Source organism: uncultured Dechloromonas sp. (assembly GCF_945957265.1).
Taxonomy (GTDB): domain Bacteria; phylum Pseudomonadota; class Gammaproteobacteria; order Burkholderiales; family Rhodocyclaceae; genus Azonexus.
Genome location: NZ_CAMFKO010000054.1, coordinates 1 through 17237, shown reverse-complemented (window position 1 = coordinate 17237; position 17237 = coordinate 1). Strand labels below are relative to the sequence as shown.

The window sequence follows — 17237 nt, the reverse complement described above, 5'->3', positions numbered from 1 at the left end:
TCGTCGCCATCAACAAGGACCCCGATGCGCCGATCTTCCAGATCGCGGATTACGGCTTGGTCGGGGATTTGTTCGAGGTGGTGCCGCAGCTGGAAGGTTCGGTCGGCTGATGTCACAAGGTCGGTCGCTGGCACTAGAATAGCCATGTGAATCTGACCGATACCTTGTTGGGCGAAGCGTGGTACTGGGCGGCTTGGGCCGTCTGGGTGCCGCTCTTCGCCCTTTGTGCTTTTACGGCGCCGTGGGGGCGGCTCCGCGACCCGGAGCGATTGAACGTCTGGCTGGGCATGGTTGTCCTGCTGACGCTGATCTGGAGCTTGAAAGCCGGCGTCAAGCCGGGGCTGGTTCTTCATTTGCTGGGCGCCACCGTTTTTACGCTGAGTTTCGGGCCGGCGCTGGCCTTTGTCGGCTTGTCCCTCGTGATGCTGGGCGTGGCGCTCAACGAGGGGGCGGGGGCATTCGCTTATGCGATAAATGCGCTTTTGCTGGGCGGCCTTGGCGTTCTTTTCAGCCAGGGCTTGTTTCGGCTCTTTTCCTGGATATTTCCCCGGCATTTTTTTGTGTACATCTTCGTCAATGCTTTCCTCGGGAGCGCCCTGACCATCGTAGGCGTCGGCTTCGGGATAAGCGCCTTGCTGGCGTTGGCCGGGGCGTACGCCTGGGATTACCTGATCGAGGAATATTTTCTCTATTTCCTGTTGCTCGGCTTTTCGGAAGCATGGCTGTCGGGAACGGTGATGACGCTGTTCGTGGTTTACCGCCCGAATTGGGTGCTTACGTTTGACGATACCCGTTATCTGGTGGGGAAATAAGCGCTACAATTTCCACACTTTTGTCATTAGGGGTTTCCTTGTTGGATCACGTTGCTGGCCGGGTTGCGGTTTCATTGTTGGCACTGATTCTTTCAGGGCGCGTATTTGCCGTCGGATTGGGCGATATGCGGGGGCAGCCGGTTCTCGGCGAATCGATTCGGCTCGAAGTGGTGCTCTTGGGGGCCGAGAAACAGAAGCTGGATGCCGCCTGTTTTCGCTTGGTCCAGCCCATGTCGAGCGACGGGCTTCCCTGGCTGGGCAAGGCGGCCATGGCCGTGCGCGGGGGCGCTTCCCCGGTATTGGAGATTCGTAGCGAGCTGCCTCTCCGCGAACCGCTGATGCAATTGACCTTGCAGCTCGGCTGCGGCCATGAAATCTCGCGCGACTACATCCTGATGGCTTCTCCCTCGACGGCGCGGGAGGCTGCGTCGCTTGTCGCGCCGGTGAAGGCGGTGAGCGCGCCGGAAAATCCTGGTTTTGTTCCGGCCGAGCGGCGCGCCCCGAGGGTTCGTCCGCCTGCGCCTGCCGAGGAAAGACCGGCCAAGCTGCTCACGCGTAGAACAGACCGGCGCACGGCTGGGGCGGCGATGCCGGATCGTCTGGTCTTGTCGGGCGAGGACGGTGCTATCGGCGAGCCGTCATTGCGACTGGCCACCGAACTGCTTGGCCCGGCAGTGGCCAAGGAGGCGCAGCGGGACATCCTGAGGCTTGAGTTTCGGATGCTGATGGCGTTGCATGACCAGGCGGTATCGCAAATGGCGACTGCCGAAAAACTGCGCAACATGGAAGGCACGCTCGGCGACTTGCAGGCCCGGGCCGCACAGTTCGCGCAGCGCGTGGAGACGGATGCCGTGCCCGCATCCCGGCCTGTGCCGGCTGCCCCGGCGGAGGCGAAGCCGGATTCGCTCCCCGCTCCCCAAGTGCGGCCAAAACCGGCTCCCGCCCCGACTGTTGCGGAGCCTGCTTCCGATTCCTCGTGGACGCTGTATGGCCTGGCGTTGGGGGTCTTCCTCGGTTTGTCCGGCTGGTTCGGCTGGCGCAAGTATCGGGAGGCTCGCGAACCCCGGGATGACAGCCCTATCGGCGACAAGGCGCCGCTTGCCGTGCCCGAGGTGCGTGTTGATCCCCAACGGATCGACGAGCATGATGAACCGGTCGGCGATGTCGATCTCCATGTCGAGCCTGCGGTCCACGGTACGCCAGCCCATGTCGACCTCGATCTGGACCTCGATTTCGGCCACAAGGCAACGGAGGAGGTTTCGCCTGCCGAGAGCCCTGTCGAGAAGCTTCCTTCGCGAGGTCCGGATTCGGTGCTTTCGATCAGCGCGACGACGCTGGATGAGCATTTCGAAGCCAATCCGGTCATGGAGCTGGCCGACATCATGTTGTCCTTCGGTCGGGTGAAGGGGGCTGCCCAGGCGCTCCAGGAGTTCATCGACCACAACCCGGAAGAGGCGCTGCGGCCCTGGATTCGTCTGATGGACGTCTATCGCATGGCCGGGATGCGCGCCGAATTCGAGACCGTCGCCCGCGATCTGAACCGGCATTTCAACGTCGAGATCCAGAGCTGGGACGGGCAGGGGGCAGAGACTTCGGTCGGCGCGGAGAAAGTCGACCTGGCGCTGGCGGAGTCCTCGCACCCGTCGTCGCTGGAGGAAATGCCCCGGTTGATGAACACCATCGCCACCATGTGGGGCGAGAGCGATGTCGTCGGTTACTTGTATCAATTGCTGCGAGACAATCGCGGTGGTCAGCGACAGGGATTTGCCCTGTCGGTGGTTGAAGACATCCTGTTCCTGATTGAACTGAAAGAAACCGCTAACCGAATGGAGTAAGGCCGATGAGTGAATATGTTGCCCCGCTGAAGGATATCCGTTTCGCCATGCAGGAATTGGCCGGTCTGGAGCAGGTGGTTGCCCTGCCTGGCTGCGAAGAGGCTGCGCCGGACGTGGTCGATGCCATTCTCGACGAGGCGGCAAGGTTCGCCGGCGAGGTGCTGTCGCCGCTCAACCGCATCGGCGATACCCAGGGCGCCAAATGGAAGGACACCGTCGTCACCTCGTCGCCGGGCTTCAAGGAAGCCTATCGCCAGTTCGTCGATAACGGCTGGAACGGCCTGGGCTGCGAGCCGGAGTTCGGCGGCCAGGGGCTGCCCAAGCTTGTTTCGGCCGCCGTCAGCGAAATGTGGAAGGCTTCCAACCACGCCTTCTCGCTGTGCCCGATGCTGACCCAGGGCGCCATCGAGGCGCTGACCATTGCCGGCTCCGACGAACAGAAGGCGGCCTACCTGCCGAACCTGATTTCCGGCGAGTGGACCGGGACCATGAACCTGACCGAGCCGAATGCCGGCTCCGACCTCGCCGCCGTGCGTTCCCGCGCCGAGCCGGTCGGTGACGGCAGCTTCCGGATTTTCGGCCAGAAGATCTTCATCACCTGGGGCGAGCACGACATGACGGACAATATCGTCCATCTCGTGCTGGCCCGGACGCCGAACGCGCCGGAAGGCGTCAAGGGCATCTCGCTGTTCGTCGTCCCCAAGTTCATGCTCAAGGCCGACGGCACGCCGGGCGAGCGCAACGACGTCTATTGCGTGTCGATCGAACACAAGCTCGGCATTCACGGCAGCCCGACGGCGGTCCTCGCCTTCGGCGACAACGGCGGTGCCATCGGTACGCTGGTCGGCGAAGAGAATCGCGGCCTGGAATACATGTTCATCATGATGAATGCCGCCCGCTTCAACGTCGGCCTGGAAGGCCTCGGCGATGCCGAGCGCGCCTACCAGCGGGCCGTGGTCTATGCGAAGGAACGCGTCCAGGGCACCGAACTCGGCGTCAAGGGCGGTCCGAAGGTACCGATCATCAAGCATCCGGACGTTCGTCGCATGCTGATGGCCATGCGTTCGCGCATCGAGGCCATGCGCGCCCTGGCCTACGTGACTGCCGCCGCGCAGGACCACGCCCACTGCAATCAAGATGATGCGGCGCGCCAGAAGGGGCAGGCCTTCGCCGACCTGATGATCCCGGTGGTCAAGGGCTGGAGTACCGAAAGCGCCATCGACATCGCCTCCCTCGGTGTCCAGGTTCACGGCGGCATGGGTTTCATCGAGGAGACCGGCGCCGCCCAGCATCTGCGCGATGCCCGCATCACGGCCATCTACGAAGGGACGACGGCGATCCAGGCGAACGACCTGATCGGCCGCAAGATCGCCCGCGAGCAGGGGGCCACCATCAAGGCGGTGATTGCCGACATGCGTGCCGACGCGGCGCAGCTGGATGGCGACCTGGCCGCTATCGGCGCCCGCCAGCAGGCCGGCATCGACGCCGTGGACAAGGCCGTCGACTGGATCGTCGCCCATTTCAAGGGCGACCCCAAGGCGGTTCATGCCGGCGCCGTGCCCTTCCTGTTCCTGCTCGGCATCGTGGCCGGCGGCTGGCAGATGGGACGGGCCGCGGTGATCGCCCGGAGCAAGCTCGCGGCCGGCGACGGCGATCCGTTCTGGGCGGCCAAGCTGGCAACGACGCGCTTCTTCGCCGATCATTTCCTGACCCAGGCGGCCGGCCTGGCCGAATCCGTGGTCGCCGGCGCGGCCGGTGCGCTGGAGATCGCCGACGACAGTTTCTGAAAATAAACCGTCGTCGTTCATTCAAAAGCCCGCGAATGTTGTTATAATCGCGGGCTTTTCAACCTTGCCCTACCGCAAACGCATGGCGGAGGGTTCATCCCAAAAGGAGTTTGCATGCGACATTACGAAATCTGCTTTATCGTCCATCCGGACCAAAGCGAACAAGTGCCCGGCATGGTCGAGCGCTACCGTTCCATCGTGACCGCCAAGGGCGGCTCGATTCATCGTCTGGAAGACTGGGGCCGCCGTCAGCTGGCTTACCCGATCCAGAAGATCCACAAGGCCCACTACGTTCTGATGAACATCGAGTGCGACGGCGAGACGCTGAACGAACTCGAGCATTCGTTCAAGTTCAACGATGCCGTTCTGCGTCATCTGACCGTCAAGATGAAGGCTGCCGTGACTGCTCCGTCCCCGATGATGAAGGAAGAGAAGTCCAAGTCCCTGCTCGGCGGCGAAGCTGCCCCGGCGGAACCGGTTGCCGCTGCCTAAACATATTGGTACGGGCTGACTGCTGAACTGCATCATCATCTCCGGGCAACTGGCCGAGCGCAAAGCCTTGCGCTACACGCCAGCCGGGATTCCGGTCAGTGAAGGGCGTTTGCAACACAACTCCTCGCTGATCGAAAACGGTGTGCAGCGCCTGGTCGAAGTCGAAATCGCTGTCGTGGCCCTGGGTGAAAACGCCCGCTGGCTGCAAGCCGCCCCGTTAGGAGGGCAGCTCAAGGTGACAGGATTTCTCGCCGCCAGGAGTCTGAAAAGCAGGGCTCCCGTACTGCATGTGAATACACTCGAATATTTGGAAGGAAACGAAAATGGCTCGATTCTTCAAGAAGAAGGATGACGACAAGAAAAAGAAGCGCGGTGGCGGCCTGTTCAAGCGTCGCAAGTTCTGCCGCTTCACGGCTGAAAAGGTCGAACAGATCGACTACAAGGATGTTGAAGTCCTGAAGGAATACATCCAGGAAAACGCCAAGATCATGCCGGCTCGTCTGACCGGCACCAAGGCCGGCTATCAGCGCCAGCTGGGTACCGCCATCAAGCGCGCCCGCTTCCTGGCCCTGCTGCCGTACACCGACAACCATCAATAATTCTCGGGGAGACGAAACATGCAAATCATTCTGCTCGAAAAGGTTGTTAACCTGGGTAACCTCGGCGACGTCGTCAAGGTCAAGGACGGCTACGCCCGTAATTTCCTGATTCCGCAACGCATGGCCAAGCGCGCCACGCCGGCCGCCATGGCCGAGTTCGAAGCGCGCCGCGCCGAGCTGGAAAAGGCTGCCGCCGAGAAGCTGGCTGCCGCCCAGGCCGTCGCCGACAAGATAAACGGCACCGCCATCACCGTCGCCCGCAAGGCCGGCATGGATGGCCGCCTGTTCGGTTCCGTCGGCAACGCCGACATCGCCGAAGCCCTCAAGGCTGCCGGTTTCGACGTCGACAAGTCGGCCGTCCGCATGCCGGAAGGCCCGCTCAAGGCGATCGGCGAGTTCCCGCTCGATGTCGCCCTGCACACCGACGTGCTGGCCAACATCACCGTGACCGTCGCTGCCGAGTAATATTCGCAGCCACGTTGTTGCAAAAGAAGGCTCCGCAGAGATGCGGGGCCTTTTTAATTTAAACTGTCCCTTATGAACCAGCGCCCGCCCAAGCCCAAAGTCACCGACGCCACCCTGGATTCCCTGCGCGTTCCGCCGCACTCCATCGAAGCCGAACAGTCGGTGCTCGGCGGCCTGTTGCTCGACAACCAGGCATGGGACCGGATGGGCGACCTGGTCACCGATACCGATTTCTACCGCGACGAGCACCGGCGCATCTTCCGGCAGATTCGCAGCCTGCTCGAGCGGGCCAAGCCGGCCGACGTGGTGACCGTTGCCGAGGCGCTGGATGGCGCCGGCGAGGGCGACCAGACCGGCGGCCTCGCCTATCTCGGCGAGTTGGCTGCCAACACGCCGTCGGCGGCGAACATCAAGCGCTACGCCGAGATCGTCCGCGAGCGCGCCGTGTTGCGCCAGCTGGTGGCGACGGCCGACGAGATCGCCGCCGATGCGCTGAATCCGCTCGGGCGCGATGCCGAAACCCTGCTCGACGAAGCCGAGTCGAAGATCTTCAAGATCGCCGAGGCCGGTGCCGGTCACAATGAAGGTTTCGTGCACATCAACCCCTTGCTGACGCAGGTCGTCGAGCGCATCCAGGAACTGCACGACCGCGACAATCCGTCGGATATCACCGGCGTCCCCACAGGCTTCCTCGACCTCGACCAGAAGACCTCCGGTTTTCAGCCCGGCGACCTGATCATCGTCGCCGGCCGTCCTTCCATGGGCAAGACGGCGTTTGCGCTGAACATCGCGGAGAACGTCGCCGTCGATTCGGGCCTGCCGGTCGGCGTGTTCTCGATGGAAATGGGCGGCGCCCAGTTGGCGACGCGTATGCTGGCATCGATCGGCCGCCTGAATTCGCAGAGCCTGCGGACCGGCCGGATGAGCGACGACGAGTGGTCCAAGCTGTCGTTCGCGCTCGGCAAGCTGCACGAGGCGCCGATCTACATCGACGAGACCGGCGGCCTGAGCCCGGCCAACCTGCGCGCCCGGGCCCGCCGCCTGGCCCGCCAGTATGGCGGCAAGCTCGGCCTGCTGGTCATCGACTACATCCAGCTGATGAGCGGCAACAAGCAGGGCGAGAACCGGGCGACCGAAGTGTCGGAAATCTCCCGTTCGATCAAGTCGCTGGCCAAGGAGTTGCAGGTGCCCATCGTGGCGCTGTCGCAGCTGTCGCGTAAGGTCGAGGAGCGTACCGACAAGCGCCCGATGATGTCCGACTTGCGCGAATCGGGCGCCATCGAGCAGGATGCCGACGTGATCCTGATGATGTACCGCGACGAGTATTACAACAAGGACAGCCAGGACAACAAGGGCCTGGCCGAGGTGATCATCGGCAAGCAGCGTAACGGCCCGACGGGAACCGTGCGCCTGGCCTTCCTCGGCGAATACACGCGCTTCGAGAACCTCGCCAGCGGCGGCTTCGTCGATTCGCCGAACTAACTGCTTTAGCGATCAGGATCGAGTCAGCGGCGCTGCCGTCCTTGCTCGATCCTGATATCCAGGCAACTAAAGAACGACCTGGCGGGTCCTGATGCTGTATAGCGCGCCGTCATCGACGTTGCGGCCGGATATTTCCATTTGCGGGTGGAGCAGGAAGGGTTGTGCAGCGTTGCGGCCGGGCAGGGTGATGTCGGTGCCCAGGTTGAAGGCGATCCAGTTCATTTCCCAGACCCCGAACAGTATCTTGCGCAAGGAGATCAGCTTGCTGTCGCGGTCGGACATGATGTCCATGGCGATGACGCGGCGTACATCGCTGGGGTCCACCGGCACCCAGCCGTAGCCGGGAATGTAGAACTCCGCCCTGACGTGCTGGCCGCGGGTGGCGTCGTCGCCGGAGATGCCGAGGCTGCGGAAGAGGCGCGAGGAGCCGGTGCGCAGGCCGTAGACGCAGCGGGCCGGAATGCCGACGGCGCGACAGATGCTGACGAACAGCCCGTTGATGTCGGCCGAACGGCCGCCGTACTGGCCGCTGATCAGCTGCTTGCGCACGTCGCCCGTGCCGCAGCCGGGCAGGCTGGGGTCGTAGGTCGTGTTGTCGACGACCCAGTCGTAAATGGCCTTGGCCTGGGCGACCGGGTCCTTGATGCGGCCGATGATGCGTTCGCCGAGCTGGAAGGCGAGGCCGTCGTTGGGGATCAGCTGGGATGCCTGCAGGTTGCGGCGCAGGATGTCTTCGCGTTCCGGCGCCACGGTGCGCTTGGTGACATCGAAATGGCGGTCAGCCGTGGTCACCAGCGTCGTCAGCTGCAATTTCGCATCGCCGCCGTCGGGCCAGTCGCAAAGGAAAACCTCGAGGTCGCCGTCCGGCAGGCGGCGCATGCCGGCATTGGCCGGATTGCCGGTCCACGAGTGGCCGAGGGTGCGCTGATAGAGGGTGTCCTGGTTCAGCGGCAGGGGAAGCCAGAAACGGGTCGGGCCGCTTTTGCCTTTAAGGTTGACCGTGGTGGTGATTTCATAGGTCCGCCATTCGTTCGGCGGCTCGGGCGCCTTGACCGGCGGCAGTCGCGAGGCCGAAGTGCCTTGCGGCGGGCGTTCGATGACCGGGTCGTCGGCGGTGTGCACCACCGGTTGCTGCGGCTTGTAGGACATGGCCTGCCTGCCGTGCGCATTGCGGCCGGAAGCGGGTTTGGCCGAGCGCGAGCCAGGCTTGGAAGATCCGGTTTTGGCTTTGGCTGTGCCGGCAGGTTTGGCGCCGGCTGCCGGTTTGGCTTGTTTCTTTGCTGCCCAGGCTTCGGACGCAAACAGGGAAAATGCGGCGGCAGATGCCAGAAAATCGCGACGTTTCAAAAGACTCCTCCGGCGGAAACTATCCGTGGCTGAAACGAAAGGGCCGTGTCACTGACACGGCCCCTTTATTTGTGTGCGGCGATTATAGCACTTCGGCCGCGTGGTCAGCCAGACGCGAACGCTCGCCGCGTTGTAACGTGATGTGACCGGAGTGTGCCCAGCCCTTGAAGCGATCGACGACGTAGGTCAGGCCGGAACTGCCCTCGGTCAGGTAAGGCGTGTCGATCTGCGCGATGTTGCCCAGGCAGATCACCTTGGTGCCGGGGCCGGCGCGGGTGACCAGGGTTTTCATCTGCTTCGGCGTCAGGTTCTGCGCTTCGTCGATGATCAGGTACTTCTTCAGGAAGGTGCGGCCGCGCATGAAGTTGAGCGACTTGACCTTGATCTTGGAGCGAATGATGTCGTTGGTCGCCGCCTTGCCCCAGTCGCCGCCGTAGGGGCCGCTATCCTCGGAGTGGGTGAGGACTTCGAGGTTGTCTTCCAGGGCGCCCATCCACGGCGCCATCTTCTCTTCCTCGCTGCCGGGCAGGAAGCCGATGTCCTCGCCGACCGGGACGGTGACGCGGGTCATGATGATTTCGGCGAAATGCTTGCTTTCGAGGGTCTGCGTCAGGCCGGCGGCCAGCGTCAGCAAGGTCTTGCCGGTGCCGGCCTGGCCGAGCAGGGTGACGAAGTCGATGTCCGGGTTCATCAGCAGGTTCATCGCGAAATTCTGTTCGCGATTGCGCGCGGTGATGCCCCACACGGCGTTCTTCGGGTGGGTGTAGTCGACCAGCGTCTCCAGCACGGCGGTCTTGCCGGCGGTTTCCTTGACGATGGCGGCGAAACCGTCGCTTTCGAGCCAGACGAATTCGTTGATCAGGAATTGCGGGCAGAGCGGACCGGTGACCTTGTAGTAGGTCTTGCTGTCCTTCTTCCAGGATTCCATGCCCTTGCCGTGCTTGTCCCAGAAATTGGGGGGCAGCAGGCGGGTGCCGGAATAGAGAATGTCGGTGTCTTCCAGCACCTTGTCGTTGAAGTAGTCCTCGGCCAGCAGGTTGAGGGCGCGCGACTTGATGCGCATGTTGATGTCTTTCGACACCAGGATGACCGGACGCTTGGGGAATTTCTTCTGCAGGTGGATGACCACCGACAGGATTTGGTTGTCGACCTTGGAGGTCGGCAGGCCCTGCGGCAGTTCGCCGCTGATCGCCTCGGTCTGCAGGTAGAGGCGGCCGCTGGCCAGCTTGCTCGACGGGCCGTAGAGATCGATGCCCTCGTCGATATCGACATCGTCGTGGGCCAGCATCTCGTCCAGCGTGCGCGAGGCCTGGCGGGCGTTGCGGGCGATTTCCGACATCCCCTTCTTGTGGTTGTCGAGCTCTTCCAGCGTCATGATGGGCAGGAAGACGTCGTGCTCCTCGAAGCGGTACAGGCAGCTCGGGTCGTGCATCAGCACGTTGGTGTCGAGGACGAAGATCTTGGTAACGGCGGGCTTCTTTGCGGCAGCGGGTTTGCGCGGCATGAGGGGGCCTTTGGTCAGGGGTTGGAAATCAGAGGGTTTTCACGCAGGCGAGGACTTCATCGACATGGCCGGGCACCTTGACGCCGCGCCATTCGCGCCGCAGCACGCCCTGGCCGTCGATGACGAAGGTGCTGCGCTCGATGCCGCGGCATTGCTTGCCGTACATCATCTTCTGCTTCATGACGCCGAACAGGGTGCAGACGGCTTCGTCGGCGTCGGAACCCAGTTCGAACGGAAAGCCTTGCTTGGCCTTGAAGTTTTCGTGCGATTTAAGGCTGTCGCGGGAAATGCCCAGGACGACGGCATTGGCGGCGACAAACTGGGCGTGCAGGTCGCGGAAGTTCTGGCCCTGCGTGGTGCAGCCCGGCGTGCTGTCCTTGGGGTAGAAGTAGATGACGACCGTTTTGCCGGCCTGGGCGGCCAGGTTGAAGACGGTGCCGGTGGTGGCGGGTAGCGAAAAGTCGGGGATTTTCTGGTCGAGCATGAACTGCCTCTCTGTTGTTTGTTTGAGGCATTGTGGGCAATGGGCAGGCGGGCGGTCAAGTTGTTAAACTGCCGGTCATGCGAAAAATATGCGCCAGCCTTGTCGTCGCCACGCTGCTCTCCGCTTGCGGGCAGTCGTGGAACGATCCCTATCCAGCCAGCGAGGCCGGGAGGAACGTGCTTTATACGGTGTTCACCGAGCGCCCCAAGCACCTCGACCCCGCCAGGTCCTATGCGGAAGACGAGGCGACCTTCACCGCGCAGATCTACGAGCCGCCGCTGCAATACCATTACCTGAAACGTCCCTACCAGCTGATCCCGGCAACGGTCGAGCAGGTTCCGATGCCCCGCTATATCGACGCTGCCGGCCACCTCCTGTCGCCCGACGCGCCGGCCGAGCGGATCGCCGAGAGCGTGTACGAACTGAAGCTGAAGCCCGGCATCCGCTTCCAGCCGCATCCGGCGTTTGCCGTGGATGCCCAGGGGCAGCCGGAGTACCTCGGCGCGGGTGTGGCGGAGGGGCGGCAGACCATCGGCGATTTTCCGAAGCGAGGGACGCGCGAGCTGACCGCCGACGACTACATCTACCAGATCAAGCGCCTGGCCCACCCCCGGCTGCATTCGCCCATCTTCGGCACGATGGCCGACAAGATCGTCGGCCTGAAGGAATTCGGCGATGCGCTCGGCAAGGCGGCCAAGGATCTGCCCAAGGACGGCTGGCTCGATCTCGACGCCTTCGCGCTGAGCGGCGTCGAGAAGGTCGATGCCCATACCTGGCGCATTCGCATCAAGGGCAAGTATCCGCAGTTCGCCTACTGGCTGGCCATGCCCTTCTTCGCGCCGGTGCCGCGCGAGGTGGATCGCTTTTTTTCCCAGCCTGGCATGCTCGGGAAGAACCTGACGCTCGACTGGTGGCCGGTCGGCACCGGGCCGTTCATGCTCGCCGAGAACGATCCGAACCGCCGCATGGTGCTGGCGCGCAACCCCAACTTCCACGGCGAGGCCTATCCCTGCGAGGGCGAGCCGGGCGACCGGGAGGCCGGTCTGCTGGCCGATTGCGGTCGGCCGCTGCCGCTGCTCGACGAGGCCGTCTTCACCCGCGAGAAAGAGGCGATTCCCTACTGGAACAAGTTCCTGCAGGGCTATTACGACGCCTCGGGGATTTCCTCCGACAGCTTCGACCAGGCGGTGCGCGTCAATGTCGGCGGCGATGTGGCGCTGACCGACGAGATGCAGGAGAAGGGCATACGTCTGCTGACCTCGGTCAAGGCCTCGACCTTCTACATGGGCTTCAACCTCCAGGATGCTCTCGTCGGCGGCCTCGGCGAGCGCGCCACCAAGCTGCGCCAGGCGATCTCGATCGCCATCGACCAGGAGGAGTTCATTTCCATCTTCCAGAACGGCCGCGGCATCGCGGCGCAAAGCCCGCTGCCGCCGGGCATCTTCGGCTACGAGGCGGGCGAGGCCGGGGTGAACGGCACGGTGTACGACTGGGTCGATGGCAAGCCGAAACGCAAATCGGTCGAGGTCGCCAAAAAGCTGATGGCCGAGGCGGGCTACCCGAACGGCCGCGACAGCAAGAGCGGCGAGCCGCTGGTCGTCAATCTCGATACCACGGGCGGCGGGACGGGCGAAAAGTCGCGCCTCGACTGGCTGACCCGGCAGCTGGCCAAGATCGACGTGCAGCTGGTCGTGCGCTCCACCGACTTCAACCGCTTCCAGGACAAGGTGCGCAAGGGCAACGTCCAGCTCTTCTACTTTGGCTGGAATGCCGATTACCCCGATCCGGAAAACTTCTTCTTCCTGCTCGACGGCCACGAAGCCAAGGTGCCGCACGGCGGCGAGAATGCCGCCAACTACGTCAACCCGGAATTCGACGCGCTTTTCGGGCGCATGAAGAACATGGACAACACGCCGGAGCGCCTGCAGATCGTCCGCCGCATGAATGCCATCCTGCACCACGATGCGCCCTGGGTCTTTGGCCTGCACCCCAAGAGCTACACGCTGAGCCATCGCTGGCTGGGCAACCGCAAGCCCAACGATGTCGCCAACAATACGCTCAAGTACCAGCGCATTGACGCGGCAGCCCGGGCCGAGGCCCGGCGGGCATGGAATGCGCCGGTGCTGTGGCCGCTTGCCGCCGGCTTCATCGTCTTGCTTGCCGCCATGCTGCCGGCCTGGCTCGGCTACCGTCGCCGCGAACACGGCGCCGCGCTGCGGTGAGGGCGGCCGAGCGCCGCCGGCAACTCGACGCCGAGCTGCTGGCTCATCGCGACCTCTGGCACCCGCAACCCTTTCGCGAAGCCCGGCCGGCCTGGTGCGAACGATGGCCGGCGCTGACTGCCGCCTTGCTGGCCCTGGACGATGCCGACGTTGCCCACCTCAACGATGACACCCCGGCCGCCCTGCGCTGGCTGGCCGCTTATCTGCCCGATGTCGATGTCCTGCTGCCGCTGATCGATATCCCGCTTGCCGCTCGGGTGCCGCCGCCCGTTCCCGGCGAGCGCTGGGCCTGGGAGATTCCCGGTCGCAAGCGTTCGCAGATCGAAGCCTTTGCCGGCGCCGTGCAGCCCGGCGGCGAGGGCGTCATCGACTGGTGCGGCGGCAAGGGCCACCTCGGCCGCCTGCTCGGCCTCGCCTGGCAACAACCGGTGCATACCCTGGAAATCGATGCCGCGCTGTGCGGGGAGGGCGAGCAACTGGCGCGGCGTATCGGTCTCAATCACCGTTTTCTCGAACGCGACGCGCTGGCCGTCGCCGACTGGCCCCGGCAGGGGCAGCATGCCGTCGCCCTGCACGCCTGCGGCAACCTGCACCGCCGGCTGCTCGAACACGGCGCCGGGGCAGGCGTCAGCCGCTTCGACGTCGCCCCCTGCTGCTACTACCGCGGTGTGGAAACGCACTACCAGCCGCTGGTCGCCAGCGGCTCGCTGCAACTGACGCGCGACGATACGCGTCTTGCCGTTACCGAAACGGTGACCGCCACGCCGCGCCTGACGCGCCAGCGCGACCAGGGCATCGCCTGGAAGCTGGCTTTCACCGCCTGGCGGGCGCAGGTCAGCGACTCGCCCTACAAGACCTTCAAGCCGGTTCCGGCCCCCTGGCTGCGCGGCAGCTTTGCCGACTTCCTCGCCCGCATGGCAGCCCGCGAAGGGCTGCCGCCGCCCGAAGCGCGGCACCTGGCATCCATCGAGGCGACCGGCTGGCAGCGCCAGCGCGAGGTGCTGCGTCTCTCCATTCCGCGCCACGCCTTTCGACGCGCCCTCGAACTCTGGCTCGTGCTCGATCTGGCCCAATACCTGGAAACGTGCGGCTACGCGCACCGCCTGGCCACTTTCTGCGACCGCCACCTGACACCGCGCAACCTGCTGCTGTCGGCTTGGCGGTCGTGATTCGGGGGTGCCGGGAATGTTCCGCCTGTCCGTCGCCTGCCTCAGGGGCAGCTATCCGTGTCGGGACGGCCATCGGCAGCTCCGGTTATACCCTGCAGTAGCGGCATGAGCGCCTGGACCAGGTGCACGGGGGAGACTGGCGGGCTGCCTTCGTTTGACGAACTCTGAAATTCCGCCACCTCGACGCCGATAACGTCGTTGCGGGCAATCGCCGCGCAGGCGCCATGCAACTGATCCAGGGATAGGCCGTGTGCGTGCACATAGTCGGTCGGGACAATGCCGGGATTCAGCACATCGCAGTCGATATGCACGTAGACCGGGCGCCCGCCGATGGCGGCATGCAGCCGGTCGGCAATTCCTTCTCCCGGGGGGATATGGCAGATGGCTTTCTCGCGAATCAGTTGCGCTTCGAAGGGATCGAGATCGCGTTGTCCCACCAGAATCAGGTTTCCTGGCTTCAGGCCCGCGCCAAATCCCGAATTCCATAGTCCCATCGGGGCGGATAGCGCCAGGCCGCCCAGATAGCCCGACTGGGTCGATTCGGGCGTGTTCAGGTCGGCATGGGCATCGAACCAGACGATGCAGGCGTCGGGGTGGTGGCGGGCGACAGAAGGCAGGGTGGCGATCGAGGCGGCGCACCGGCTGGTGGCCGAAATGGCCCGGTTGCCAGCGGCGTAGATCCGTTCGTATCGATCCTGCAAGTCGGCGAGATCTGGTCGCGCTGCCTCCAGCTCCACGTCCCAGCTGGTGTTGAGTGCCGGGGCAGGCTGCCCGATGCGCGTCGGGACGAGCCCTGTCGTGCGGCCGATCTCCGAGGCCAGTGCACGGGCGCCGGGAATGGCGAAGTCGTTGTGGTCGCCCACGCGTCCTTGAAACAGGGTGAGTTCGATTTTCATGTTTTCATTGCGTCTAAAAAACTCAATTTTCATCCGTTTTTGATGGATAAAATTCGATATTTAGGCGACGATATGGCGAGTTAGTGAACGGATTTTTCAAATTAAAGCGGATTGGAGAACAAATTGTCATTGGATGTTCTTGATCGGATCGACCGCGAAATCCTGCACCGCCTCCAGGGCGACGCCACCTTGTCTAACGCCGCTTTGGGCGAGGCCCTCTCCCTGACCGTGACGGCGTGCTGGCGACGTCGCAAGCGCCTTGAGGACCTCGGATACATCACGGGCTACCAGGCCAGTTTGAGCCGGAAAAAACTGGGCTGGGGCGTGTTCGCGTTTGTCCAGGTGCGCTTGGGTGACCAGTCGGGAGACAAGCCGGAGCGTTTTGAGCAGTCGATTCAGGCTCATCCGCAAATCCTGTCGTGCCATGAAATCACCGGCGAGGCCGACTATGTGTTGACCGTCGTCGCGGAAGACCTGGAGTCTTACGGTCGATTGATGGACAGGGTGGTGCGCAAGCAACCGGGCGTGGTTTCGATCCAGTCCAGCCTGTCGTTGCGTGAAGTGAAGGCGGTATGCAACCTGCCGGTGGAATTCGGGTGAATAAACCCGGCAACCGCGCGTAATTTTCTGGCCAGCCATCTTGGCGGGGCTTGGCCGGCGACATGCATCGCCGGGAGCCGTCATGGCACCAGGCGGGTTGCCGGCTTATGAGGAGCGCAAGGTCCGGCTCAGATAGGCCGCCAGTTCCCTTGGCGCCTCGATCAGCAAATCGGCTTTCCAGTCGGGAGGCGGCCCGCTGTCCCCGAGATAGCCGTAAGCCGCCGCCACAGTCCGGCAACCGGCGGCATTCCCGGCCACGATGTCCCGCCGGTCGTCGCCGACGTAGAGCGTGCGTTCCGGGCGGCAATCGAGGAGCTGGCAGGCGTGCAGTACCGGGAGCGGCGAGGGCTTGGCTTCGGCGGTGGTGTCGCCGCTGACGACGCAGCGGGTACGCGGAGTCAGGCCGAGTTGGGCGACCAGCGGGTCGGTGTAGCGCATGCGCTTGTTGGTGACGATGCCCCAGGCGAGGCCGAGGGCCTCGAGGTCGTCGAGCAGTTCGGCGACGCCGTCGAAGAGTACGGTATCGACGCACAGGCGGTCGGCGTAGAGCGCCAGGAAGCGCTGGGCGAGGGCGTCGTAGCCCGCCTCGCCGGGCGCGATGTCGAAGGCGACGCGAAGCAGCCCGCGCACCCCCTGCGAAGTCCAGGGGCGCAGCGTGGCGAGCGGCAACGGCGCCCGTCCTTCGGCCTCGCGCAGCGCGTTGGCCGCCCACCCCAGGTCGGGGGCGGTGTCGGCCAGGGTGCCGTCGAGGTCGAAGAGGACGGCGTCAAGCACGCGTGGCGCGCATCAGGTAATTGACGCTGGTGTCGCTGCCCAGGCTGTATTGCTGGGTCAGCGGGTTGTAGCTCATGCCGATCAGTTCGGCGGGCTCGAGGTTGGCCAGCTTGGCCCAGCGCGAGAGCTCGGACGGCTTGATGAACTTGGCGTAGTCGTGCGTGCCCTTGGGCAGCATCTTGAGCACATATTCGGCGCCGATCACCGCGAACAGGTAGGACTTGGGGTTGCGGTTGAGCGTGGACAGGAAAACCTGGCCGCCGGGTTTGACCAGTCGCGCGCAGGCGGTGATGACGCTGGACGGATTCGGGACGTGCTCGAGCATTTCCAGGCAGGTCACGGCATCGAAGGCGCCGGGCATTTCGTCGGCCAGTTGTTCGACGGCGATCTTGCGGTAATCGACTTTCTGGCCGCTTTCGAGCAGGTGGAGCTTGGCGACGCCGAGCGGTTTTTCGGATAGATCGATGCCGGTGACATCGGCTCCGCGGGCCGCCATGCCTTCGGAGAGCAGGCCGCCGCCGCAGCCGACGTCGAGGATGCGCTTGCCGGCAAGGCCGACCGCGTTGTCGATCCAGTCGAGGCGCAGCGGGTTGATATCGTGCAGCGGCTTGAATTCGCTGTTCGGGTCCCACCAGCGGTGGGCGAGTTCTCCAAATTTGTCGAGTTCGGCTTGGTCGGCGTTGAGCATGGTGTTCAAGGGTTTGTGATGAAAAGAAAAAGCCCCGCATCGCGGGGCTTTTCGGTGAAGCGCGGTCGGCTTACTTGGTGC

Annotated in this window: 17 protein-coding genes and 1 pseudogene; 12 read left to right on the top strand and 6 right to left on the bottom strand. The window is 63.9% G+C overall.

All coding sequences use genetic code 11. The features are described 5' to 3' along the window. From Q0P59_RS18995 to dnaB, 9 genes and pseudogenes are all read left to right on the top strand, one after another. Positions 1-110: pseudogene (locus Q0P59_RS18995) on the top strand (electron transfer flavoprotein subunit alpha/FixB family protein); the annotation flags it as partial. Between the two features lie 36 nt (positions 111-146). Further along, positions 147-812, top strand: coding sequence for an energy-coupling factor ABC transporter permease (locus Q0P59_RS18990; RefSeq protein ID WP_295009325.1), 666 nt, complete (start codon positions 147-149; stop codon positions 810-812). A 38-nt stretch (positions 813-850) separates the two neighbouring features. Continuing rightward, the gene (locus tag Q0P59_RS18985; RefSeq protein WP_295009323.1) at positions 851-2647 is read left to right on the top strand and encodes a hypothetical protein; all 1797 of its coding nucleotides are present in this window, start codon (positions 851-853) and stop codon (positions 2645-2647) included. Positions 2648-2652: 5 nt separating this feature from the next. Beyond that, the gene (locus tag Q0P59_RS18980) at positions 2653-4434 is read left to right on the top strand and encodes an acyl-CoA dehydrogenase (protein WP_295009321.1); all 1782 of its coding nucleotides are present in this window, start codon (positions 2653-2655) and stop codon (positions 4432-4434) included. 114 nt (positions 4435-4548) lie between these two features. Continuing rightward, positions 4549-4926, top strand: a complete 378-nt coding sequence (rpsF, locus tag Q0P59_RS18975) for a 30S ribosomal protein S6 (protein ID WP_295009319.1) — start codon at positions 4549-4551, stop codon at positions 4924-4926. 19 nt (positions 4927-4945) lie between these two features. Further along, positions 4946-5278, top strand: coding sequence for a primosomal replication protein N (priB, locus tag Q0P59_RS18970; RefSeq protein ID WP_366091131.1), 333 nt, complete (start codon positions 4946-4948; stop codon positions 5276-5278). Continuing rightward, positions 5250-5525 carry a 30S ribosomal protein S18 gene (gene rpsR / locus Q0P59_RS18965; RefSeq protein ID WP_150430943.1) on the top strand — a complete coding sequence of 92 codons (276 nt, stop codon included), beginning with the start codon at positions 5250-5252 and terminating at the stop codon, positions 5523-5525. The genes priB and rpsR overlap by 29 nt, the downstream gene beginning before the upstream one ends. Before the next feature lie 18 nt (positions 5526-5543). Next, the gene (gene rplI / locus Q0P59_RS18960) at positions 5544-5990 is read left to right on the top strand and encodes a 50S ribosomal protein L9 (protein WP_295009316.1); all 447 of its coding nucleotides are present in this window, start codon (positions 5544-5546) and stop codon (positions 5988-5990) included. 72 nt (positions 5991-6062) lie between these two features. Continuing rightward, positions 6063-7472 (top strand): replicative DNA helicase, encoded by a 1410-nt coding sequence (gene dnaB / locus Q0P59_RS18955; protein WP_295009314.1) that lies wholly within the window; start codon positions 6063-6065, stop codon positions 7470-7472. A 66-nt stretch (positions 7473-7538) separates the two neighbouring features. Here dnaB and Q0P59_RS18950 read toward each other — a convergent pair whose 3' ends face one another. The 3 genes from Q0P59_RS18950 to Q0P59_RS18940 form a co-directional block, all read right to left on the bottom strand. Beyond that, a complete protein-coding gene (locus Q0P59_RS18950) occupies positions 7539-8621 on the bottom strand; it encodes a transglutaminase-like domain-containing protein (RefSeq protein ID WP_295009312.1) in 1083 nt (360 codons plus the stop codon). Between the two features lie 280 nt (positions 8622-8901). Further along, positions 8902-10323, bottom strand: a complete 1422-nt coding sequence (locus Q0P59_RS18945) for a PhoH family protein (protein WP_295009310.1) — start codon at positions 10321-10323, stop codon at positions 8902-8904. Positions 10324-10351: 28 nt separating this feature from the next. Continuing rightward, positions 10352-10807, bottom strand: a complete 456-nt coding sequence (locus Q0P59_RS18940) for a peroxiredoxin (RefSeq protein ID WP_295009308.1) — start codon at positions 10805-10807, stop codon at positions 10352-10354. A gap of 77 nt (positions 10808-10884) precedes the next feature. Between Q0P59_RS18940 and Q0P59_RS18935 the strand changes: the two genes are divergently transcribed. Both Q0P59_RS18935 and Q0P59_RS18930 read left to right on the top strand, forming a co-directional pair. Beyond that, entirely contained in the window at positions 10885-13029 is a 2145-nt protein-coding gene (locus Q0P59_RS18935; RefSeq protein WP_295009306.1) for an ABC transporter substrate-binding protein, read from the top strand. Next, on the top strand, positions 13026-14198 hold the full coding sequence (locus Q0P59_RS18930; protein WP_295009304.1) for a methyltransferase: 1173 nt from the start codon (positions 13026-13028) through the stop codon (positions 14196-14198). The genes Q0P59_RS18935 and Q0P59_RS18930 overlap by 4 nt, the downstream gene beginning before the upstream one ends. A 41-nt stretch (positions 14199-14239) precedes the next feature. Here Q0P59_RS18930 and Q0P59_RS18925 read toward each other — a convergent pair whose 3' ends face one another. After that, positions 14240-15094 carry an arginase family protein gene (locus Q0P59_RS18925; protein WP_295009302.1) on the bottom strand — a complete coding sequence of 285 codons (855 nt, stop codon included), beginning with the start codon at positions 15092-15094 and terminating at the stop codon, positions 14240-14242. 123 nt (positions 15095-15217) lie between these two features. Here Q0P59_RS18925 and Q0P59_RS18920 point away from each other — a divergent pair, with 123 nt between their 5' ends. Further along, entirely contained in the window at positions 15218-15694 is a 477-nt protein-coding gene (locus Q0P59_RS18920) for an Lrp/AsnC family transcriptional regulator (RefSeq protein ID WP_295009300.1), read from the top strand. Positions 15695-15799: 105 nt separating this feature from the next. Here the strand turns inward: Q0P59_RS18920 and Q0P59_RS18915 are convergent, their stop codons facing one another. After that, positions 15800-16468 carry an HAD-IA family hydrolase gene (locus Q0P59_RS18915; RefSeq protein WP_295009298.1) on the bottom strand — a complete coding sequence of 223 codons (669 nt, stop codon included), beginning with the start codon at positions 16466-16468 and terminating at the stop codon, positions 15800-15802. Further along, on the bottom strand, positions 16461-17156 hold the full coding sequence (gene ubiG / locus Q0P59_RS18910; protein ID WP_295009327.1) for a bifunctional 2-polyprenyl-6-hydroxyphenol methylase/3-demethylubiquinol 3-O-methyltransferase UbiG: 696 nt from the start codon (positions 17154-17156) through the stop codon (positions 16461-16463). Before ubiG ends, Q0P59_RS18915 begins: the two co-directional genes overlap by 8 nt. Positions 17157-17237 lie beyond the last annotated feature (81 nt).

Coding starts and splice junctions, on each gene's coding strand:
- rpsF (WP_295009319.1), top strand. CDS start 4,549: ATGCGACATTACGAAATCTGCTTTATCGTCCATCCGGACCAAAGCGAA.
- Q0P59_RS18945 (WP_295009310.1), bottom strand. CDS start 10,323: ATGCCGCGCAAACCCGCTGCCGCAAAGAAGCCCGCCGTTACCAAGATC.
- Q0P59_RS18940 (WP_295009308.1), bottom strand. CDS start 10,807: ATGCTCGACCAGAAAATCCCCGACTTTTCGCTACCCGCCACCACCGGC.
- rplI (WP_295009316.1), top strand. CDS start 5,544: ATGCAAATCATTCTGCTCGAAAAGGTTGTTAACCTGGGTAACCTCGGC.
- Q0P59_RS18980 (WP_295009321.1), top strand. CDS start 2,653: ATGAGTGAATATGTTGCCCCGCTGAAGGATATCCGTTTCGCCATGCAG.
- ubiG (WP_295009327.1), bottom strand. CDS start 17,156: ATGCTCAACGCCGACCAAGCCGAACTCGACAAATTTGGAGAACTCGCC.
- Q0P59_RS18935 (WP_295009306.1), top strand. CDS start 10,885: ATGCGAAAAATATGCGCCAGCCTTGTCGTCGCCACGCTGCTCTCCGCT.
- Q0P59_RS18950 (WP_295009312.1), bottom strand. CDS start 8,621: ATGTCCTACAAGCCGCAGCAACCGGTGGTGCACACCGCCGACGACCCG.
- dnaB (WP_295009314.1), top strand. CDS start 6,063: ATGAACCAGCGCCCGCCCAAGCCCAAAGTCACCGACGCCACCCTGGAT.
- Q0P59_RS18925 (WP_295009302.1), bottom strand. CDS start 15,094: ATGAAAATCGAACTCACCCTGTTTCAAGGACGCGTGGGCGACCACAAC.
- rpsR (WP_150430943.1), top strand. CDS start 5,250: ATGGCTCGATTCTTCAAGAAGAAGGATGACGACAAGAAAAAGAAGCGC.